Origin of the sequence: Paenibacillus sp. 598K (assembly GCF_003851045.1) — a bacterium.
Taxonomy (GTDB): domain Bacteria; phylum Bacillota; class Bacilli; order Paenibacillales; family Paenibacillaceae; genus Paenibacillus_D.
The window spans coordinates 35975-42773 of the sequence record NZ_BFBX01000076.1 but is presented as its reverse complement, the minus strand read 5'-3'; the positions used below and the strand labels follow the sequence as shown (position 1 = coordinate 42773).

Sequence of the window (6799 nt, the reverse complement as noted above, 5' to 3'; positions counted from 1 at the left end):
GCTCGACGACTGCCGCATCGTCGCCGATGCCGACGATTACGCCGCGAGCAGCTTGCCACGCCGCTGCTTGTCTCTCGCCGGTCCAGTAGCGGATCCGGCCGAACTCTCCGAGCGTCATACGCCACCCTCGCTTCCTGCCCGCCGGAGCTTGTCCGAAGCGGGCTAGTGAATATCCCGTTTTTTGAACTGACCGCCCCGCACATCATGGATGCTGCCGATCGCCAGGAACGCCGAGGTATCGAGCTCTTGGACGATCGACTTCAGCTTGGCCTCCTCCAGCCGGTTGATGATGCAGAAGATGACCTGCTTGCTGTCTCCGGTGAATGCGCCCTCGCCATGCAGGTACGTGACGCCGCGACCCAGTCGGTCGATGATCGCTGCGCCGATCTCGCGCGCATCCTCGCTGATGATCCAGACCGATTTCGACTCGTCAAAGCCGGCCATGATGATGTCGATCGTCTTGAAGGCGATGAAGTACGCGATCAGCGAGTACATCGCGCGATCCCACCCGAAGACGAAGCCGGCGGTCGTCATGATGAACAGGTTGAAGAACATGACGATCTCGCCGACGGAGAAGGGCGATTTTTTGTTGATCAGGATCGCTACGATCTCCGTACCGTCGAGCGACCCGCCAAAGCGGATGACCAGGCCGACGCCGATGCCGAGGATAACGCCGCCGAACACCGCCGCCAGGAACGTGTCGATCGTGAGCGGATTCACATGATGGAGCACCAGTGTACCGACCGACATCAATGTGACGCCGAATAGCGTCGAGATGGCAAACGTCTTGCCGATCTGCTTGTAGCCGAGGAAGAGGAAGGGCACGTTCAGCGCGAACAGGAAAAGGCCCAGCGGCAAGGATAAGACATGCGCCAGCATAATCGAGATGCCGACAATCCCGCCGTCGATAATCTGATTGGGTACGAGGAAAATCTCCAGCGCCACTGAGACGAGCGTTGACCCGAGTACGATGAAGAAGATCCGCCGTGCCAGCTCCGCTTTGGTCAGACGATGATGTTTCATTGCAACCACGAAAGTTGCTCCCTTCTGCTTGTCTACGATTATTCAGACAGACCTCAAAAAGCCGAAGAGGCACGGAATCGAATCCGCAGAAGCGAAGCGTTCGCCTTTGTCCCCGGATTTCAACCGCTACCGCGGTTAAAACAAAGAAATCAGGGGACAACAGCGATCGGAGGATCGATACCGTGACCGCAGGCTTTGTTTTGAGGGCAGTCTGAATCAATGTTCTTATTTTAACTGAAACCCGCGCAGATTCAAAGCAGTTCCCCAGATGCGTCCTTCCATGCCAAAAAGCCCCTCGGGGTAAACGCGAGTCCGACGGTCCCGAAAAGCCGTGGATTGCAGGCTTCCGGGACTGCCGACTCGCCCCGAGAGGCCGTCGCAGCAGACGTTTTATTTTTTCAATACATCATGATCAACGTACCGCTCGCCGTTCAACTCGCTGATGACATTGATCGCGACCTTGGCGCCGTCGCCGGCGGTGATGATCGTATGGACGCTCATGCCGGCAGCCGTGCCAGCGGCCCAGACGCGCTCCATCGAGGTGCGTCCCTGCGGGTCGCAATCGATGACGGTCTTGATGCGCGGCTCGGTGCCCGGACGCGTCATGATGCCGCTCGTCTCCAGCACATCTTGGGCGATCCCGGTGGCGATGATGACCTGCTTCGCTTCGTAGTTCTCGCCGGTATCGGTGTGGATCAGGATGCCGTCTTCGATCAGCTCCAACCGGGTGACATGCTCCTCCATGATCTCTGCGCCGAATTTTGCAGCTTGCTTCTTGCCGATCTCTACCAGATCGGGTCCAGACGTTTCCATAACGCCATAGTGATTCTCGACCCAGGCTCGTTTGGTCATGCTCTGATTATTATCGAGCACCAAGGTCGATTTGCCGGCCTTGGCAGTGAACAATGCTGCGCTTGCTCCGGCAGGTCCGGCTCCGATGATTGCGATTTCGTACATGTCAGTCGCTCCTCTCATTCCATGACAGGTTGTGATACGTCCCTATTGTAGCATATCAGCGGAACAAAGGAGAATCGGTCTTGCCCTGCAGCTCGACCAGCCGCATGATGACGGTCGCTGCCTGCGCTTTGGTCACCGCCCGCTCGGGGTGGAAGCGTCCATCTGTCGTCTGCAGCAAGCCGAGGCTGGTGACGATCGCCACCGCTCCCTTGTTGCGGATCGCCGCGCTGTCTGCAAGCCCGTTCACAGTCACGTCCCGCTGCATGAAGCCGGCGAGCTTGTCGTAGTTGAGCAGATGGGCCAGCAACTCGGCGAGATGATCTCGCGTCAGCGCCTGATCCGGCTGCAGCTCCCCGGTCGGGTTGCGTTCGAGCCAGCCGTTGCCGACGAACAGGCTGACAGGAACCGCATATGGACTATCGGCGTCGATATCAGCGAACAGACCGCCCCTTTCATTATACATGCCCGCGTACATCTCATAGTCGCCGTAGATGGCTTTGGCGATCATCTGCAGCCATTCGCCGCGGGTCAGCTCGGCGTTCGGATGCACCAGGCCGTCCGCATCAGGCGTCAGCGCCCCTGCACCGATCAGCGTCTCGAGCTGCGCCTGCGCCCAGTGTCCTTCGATATCCTGTGCCTCGCCTGACGTCTCCGTCCCGTTCAGGTCGGGGTAGATCGCTTTCAGTTCGCCAGTTATCGCATCGACATAACTGCCGTAGCCTCTGTCACCAGCCGTCGGCACGTAAGCCAGCACCGCCTCTGGCTGCGACACAGGACCCTGGAGAGACATCCCGCCCTTGCTCACATAACGCAGCTCGACGGACAGCGCCTCCGCATACGTCGCTCGCGCTTCCTCGGCAGACACCTTCGGCTTCAGCGCCTCCAGCTTGGCAGCCAGCTCCGCATTGCTCTCGCCCGTATTGCTATAGCTGACGATCCGCCCATCGGCTCCGAGATTCAGCTGGATCGTGTGGTACTGGATCGGATGATCGCCATAGTAGCGAGGGAAGGCGTAGATGAACTGCCCATCCTGCTCGGCAGCCTCGCCATCCGTCGGAGCTGTCAGCCGGAGCTCGGACGCCGCATTCGGGTACAGCTGATGGATCAGACGGATCGCCTCGACGCGGGCCTCGGCTTCAGTAATCGAGGCAAGCTTGCGACCCTCCGCGCTCTGCCTGTTGAAGAGCTCGCCGTAGTTGCGTATCCCGAGGATCTTGCCCGTAGACGCATCGACGGTTGCCGAGATCTCATCGTAGTACAGGCTCGGACCCGAGTCTCCCCGAGACCAGGTGAGCTCCCACACCTTAAGCTTCGAGTCGCCCGACTGTTGATAGCCTTGGTCCGGCTCGTATCCCTCTGGTATGACGTTCAGTTGCGTCACTCTAGCCCGTGCCTGCTGCTCCGTGAGCGGAGCCCCTCGATGAGGCTGATACACTTGCGTGCTGGCAGGCAGCGGCTCCGGCGCGCCGAATGGCGCTTCCAGTTCGACGACCGCTTCGCCGGTCTTGGCATCCAGGGCCATCAAGCCCGTGACAGGGACATAACCGAGATTCCATTTGTCGGAGGGCCGTTCCATATAGTAGGAGAAGAGATTCTCATTTTGATAGGCCAGCTCGAGCTCCAGCATCGCTCTGGTTTTGGCCAGCGCTTCATCTGCCTTGAGCGCAGCGGTAGCCTTCGGATACTCGCCTTGATATCGGGTGTAGTGGAAGTTGCGCACCACGCCTTCGCCGTCGACCTCGATATTGAGCGCTTCCAGATTGCTCTGTACGCCGTTGATACGGATCTGATAGCCCAAGTTGTAGCTCACTGCGCCGAACAACCCCCTGCCAGGCTGTCGGAAGCTGCGGTCATCCAAGGGGACGAGCTCGACCCGCTCCAGCGACGGAGCTGCCTTCTTGACGAACGCCAGACCGATCTGCTCCGCCTCCGCGCGGTCCACAGACGGCGGGTACTCTACGCTCCCATTTGCCTCGAACCTTGGTAGCGAGTAAGACAGGACATCGCCCGATAGCGCATCGACCCAGATGCTATACCCCCAGGAGCTGCTCTCCTGCGCCATCTCCCAGTCCAGCGTCCAGATCGGCTCGTGTGAGGGCGGGTACTGGTTGGAGCTGCCTAGCTGGATGCCTCGCAGCGTAGCGTCCGCAAGCTCGGGGAACAAAGCCCTCACCCGGCGCTCCGCCTCCTCCTTCGTGATCTTCACCTGGCTCTCATCGAGCTGCGTCGCCGCGCTTTGCGCTGATGTCGAACTAGCCGTGCCGCTGGCCTGATGCTCGCTGGTCGAGACCGCAGTAGCCGGTGCTGCCGATGCCGGGAGGATCGACCCTTGCAGCAGTGCCAGACCAAGCGTGCCTGCCATCACCATTTTGTAAGCCTGAGTCGGTTTCTTATGTAGGTTGCTCATTTCATCCATCCTCTCTCTAGGACGTGTCTGCACACCCTAGTCCATTATGTATCGAATCGATAAGTACAGTTGTTATATACGAACAATAATGTAAATGGTTTCATTTGGAATTTCGCCACACGGAAAAAACGGCTCTCGATCAAAAGAGCCGTTTCCATGATCGTATTTATGTTCTGTGTCCATCCTATTCCTAGTCTATGTCCATTCGCTTAGCACGACTAGTGCTGCCCCAGCAAGCGCGGGATCGTCGCCATGCGGTAGCCTTGCTCGCGCAGCTTGGCGATGACGACGGGCAGCGCCTCCACCGTGCCTGTCAGCTCGGCTCCAACTCCGCCGCCGGAGTGCTGCAGGATGATCGCGCCAGGCTTGATATGGTCGAGGATATTGGCCGCCACCTCGTCCTTGCTCAGCCCCTTCCAGTCCAGCGAGTCAACGTTCCAATTGACGACCTTGCGCTGCTGCCCCGCAAACCATTTTAATTGCTCTTCATTAATATTGCCGTAGGGTGGACGAACATAACTGGGCACATATCCGGTATATTGGCGGATCAACTCGTCCGTCCTCGTAATCTGCGAGCGGAAGTCGGCATCGCTCAGCTTCGGCAGATTGGCGTGGCTGTACGAATGATTGCCGACAATATGTCCTTCCTGGACGATCCGGCGCATCACCTCCGGATACTTCTCGACCCGCTGACCGACGACAAAAAACGTCGCCTGCACGCCCGCCTCCTTGAGCGCATCGAGCACCAGCGGCGTAAAGGTATTGTCTGGCGCATCGTCAAAAGTGAGTGCAACCACCTTGGCATCCGTCGGTCCATTAAAAATAAAGGTCTCTGGAAACTTACGCCGCAGTTCGGCCAATGAGGGCGTCTCCGGCTCCTTCTCTGTCTCCGGCTGCTTGGTTTGCGGGCTGAACGCGACCGGAGCGGGCGACTGCTCTCCGATTGGCTCGCCCGCCTGCTGTCCCGTCGAAGCGCCGCAGCCGAGCACCAAGCTGAGCAGCAGCAAAACCGTCAACTTGCTTCGTCTCATGACTAGTCTCCTTCGGACAAAGCGTCCACTGCCACCGTCTGCACATCGGTCGGTCTGGAGCCGACCTGTACCGTCGCCATGCCATTCGCCTCATCCACGTGCTCGATCCATACCGGCTCGCCGTTCCACTGCACGCCGATCTGCTCCTTGCTATGGTAGATTTCCAATGCCCGCTTTGTATTCATCCTCATCGTCCTTTCGCCTTAGTCCAGATTTTCGCGCTCCAGCTCATCCTTCATCCGCTGCTCGCCGTCCATCGTAGTGACCGTTGTATCGTCGATCAGGCCATTGTCTTTCGTCACCTGTCCGCCGCCTAGTCCTTCATTGACCATCCGATCGATATCCATCTCATAGGCCTGGCGTCCTTCATGGTCGGCATCGACCGACTGCTTCGGGCGTTCGTGTGTCATCGGCTACCTCCTCCTCTCGCATACCGTCTCTTATGAAAATATGCCCTCTCTGGTTGATAATCATGCATTCGGGGAAACCTGAGCACTAGACTACCAAGCAGGAGGAGATGACGATGCATACGGTCTGGAAGGGTGCGATCAGCTTCGGTCTTGTGCATGTGCCGGTCAAGATGTTCTCTGCGACAGAGGATAAGGACATCTCGATGCGCCTCATCCACAAGCGATGCGGCTCGCCGATCGCTTATGTGCGCCAATGCAAAACATGTGAAGTCGACGTCGAATGGGAGGATATCGCCAAAGGCTATGAATACGAAAAAGGCCGGTTCGTGCTCTTCGAGAAGGAAGAGCTCGACCAACTTGGCAGCGATGGCAACAAGACGATCAAGATCGTCGATTTCGTCGACCTGCACGAGATCGACCCAATCTACTTTCAGAAAACTTACTATCTCTCGCCCGATCAAGCGGGCGGCAATGCGTACAATCTGCTGCTCGAAGCGATGAAGCAGTCGGGGCGCATCGGCATCGCCCATATCTCGATCCGCTCCAAAAGCTCGCTGGCGGCGATCCGTGTCATGGACAACTGTCTAGCGATGGAGACGATCTTCTACCCGGACGAGATCCGGCCGATCTCCCAGGTGCCCGGACTGCCGGACAAGGTCGAGGTCAATGACAAGGAGCTGTCGATGGCGGCGATGCTGATCGATCAGCTGACAACGCCGTTCGAGCCTGAGCAGTACAAGGACGATTATCGCGCCCGGCTGATGGACCTGATCGGCAAAAAAATCGCCGGCGAAGAGGTCCACGTCGCGCCTGAGCAGCAGCGGACCAATGTCGTCGATCTGATGGCTGCGCTGCAAGCGTCGCTCGAGGCGGTCAAGCCTGCCGGCGGCGATGAGGACAAGTCCGGCAAGGCCAAGCCAGCGGCAAAAAAGAAGACGGCTCGCAAAAAAGCCGAATGAAGCGAGGCGCTG

Annotated in this window: 7 protein-coding genes; 1 reads left to right on the top strand and 6 read right to left on the bottom strand. The window is 58.5% G+C overall.

Going from position 1 to position 6799, the window contains the following annotated elements:
• Nucleotides 1-162: 162 nt before the first annotated feature.
• The 6 genes from PA598K_RS21745 to PA598K_RS21720 form a co-directional block, all read right to left on the bottom strand.
• The gene (locus PA598K_RS21745) at nucleotides 163-1023 is read right to left on the bottom strand and encodes a YitT family protein (RefSeq protein ID WP_128658985.1); all 861 of its coding nucleotides are present in this window, start codon (nucleotides 1021-1023) and stop codon (nucleotides 163-165) included.
• 390 nt (nucleotides 1024-1413) lie between these two features.
• Nucleotides 1414-1980, bottom strand: coding sequence for an FAD-dependent oxidoreductase (locus tag PA598K_RS21740; protein WP_128658979.1), 567 nt, complete (start codon nucleotides 1978-1980; stop codon nucleotides 1414-1416).
• 55 nt (nucleotides 1981-2035) lie between these two features.
• Nucleotides 2036-4387: a YcdB/YcdC domain-containing protein gene (locus tag PA598K_RS21735; RefSeq protein ID WP_185602152.1), complete on the bottom strand. Its 2352-nt coding sequence runs from the start codon at nucleotides 4385-4387 to the stop codon at nucleotides 2036-2038.
• Between the two features lie 218 nt (nucleotides 4388-4605).
• Entirely contained in the window at nucleotides 4606-5418 is an 813-nt protein-coding gene (locus PA598K_RS21730) for a polysaccharide deacetylase family protein (protein ID WP_128658977.1), read from the bottom strand.
• 2 nt (nucleotides 5419-5420) lie between these two features.
• Nucleotides 5421-5603, bottom strand: a complete 183-nt coding sequence (locus PA598K_RS21725; RefSeq protein WP_128658984.1) for an H-type small acid-soluble spore protein — start codon at nucleotides 5601-5603, stop codon at nucleotides 5421-5423.
• A gap of 18 nt (nucleotides 5604-5621) precedes the next feature.
• A complete protein-coding gene (locus tag PA598K_RS21720; RefSeq protein WP_128658976.1) occupies nucleotides 5622-5828 on the bottom strand; it encodes a hypothetical protein in 207 nt (68 codons plus the stop codon).
• 113 nt (nucleotides 5829-5941) lie between these two features.
• On the opposite strand from PA598K_RS21720, the gene ku reads away from it, so the two are divergent.
• Nucleotides 5942-6787 (top strand): non-homologous end joining protein Ku, encoded by an 846-nt coding sequence (gene ku / locus PA598K_RS21715; RefSeq protein WP_128658975.1) that lies wholly within the window; start codon nucleotides 5942-5944, stop codon nucleotides 6785-6787.
• Nucleotides 6788-6799: the final 12 nt, after the last annotated feature.

What these genes read in the sequence shown, in the direction of transcription:
- PA598K_RS21735 (WP_185602152.1), bottom strand. Translation starts at nt 4,387, where the DNA reads ATGAGCAACCTACATAAGAAACCGACTCAGGCTTACAAAATGGTGATG.
- PA598K_RS21720 (WP_128658976.1), bottom strand. Translation starts at nt 5,828, where the DNA reads ATGACACACGAACGCCCGAAGCAGTCGGTCGATGCCGACCATGAAGGA.
- PA598K_RS21725 (WP_128658984.1), bottom strand. Translation starts at nt 5,603, where the DNA reads ATGAATACAAAGCGGGCATTGGAAATCTACCATAGCAAGGAGCAGATC.
- PA598K_RS21745 (WP_128658985.1), bottom strand. Translation starts at nt 1,023, where the DNA reads ATGAAACATCATCGTCTGACCAAAGCGGAGCTGGCACGGCGGATCTTC.
- ku (WP_128658975.1), top strand. Translation starts at nt 5,942, where the DNA reads ATGCATACGGTCTGGAAGGGTGCGATCAGCTTCGGTCTTGTGCATGTG.
- PA598K_RS21730 (WP_128658977.1), bottom strand. Translation starts at nt 5,418, where the DNA reads ATGAGACGAAGCAAGTTGACGGTTTTGCTGCTGCTCAGCTTGGTGCTC.
- PA598K_RS21740 (WP_128658979.1), bottom strand. Translation starts at nt 1,980, where the DNA reads ATGTACGAAATCGCAATCATCGGAGCCGGACCTGCCGGAGCAAGCGCA.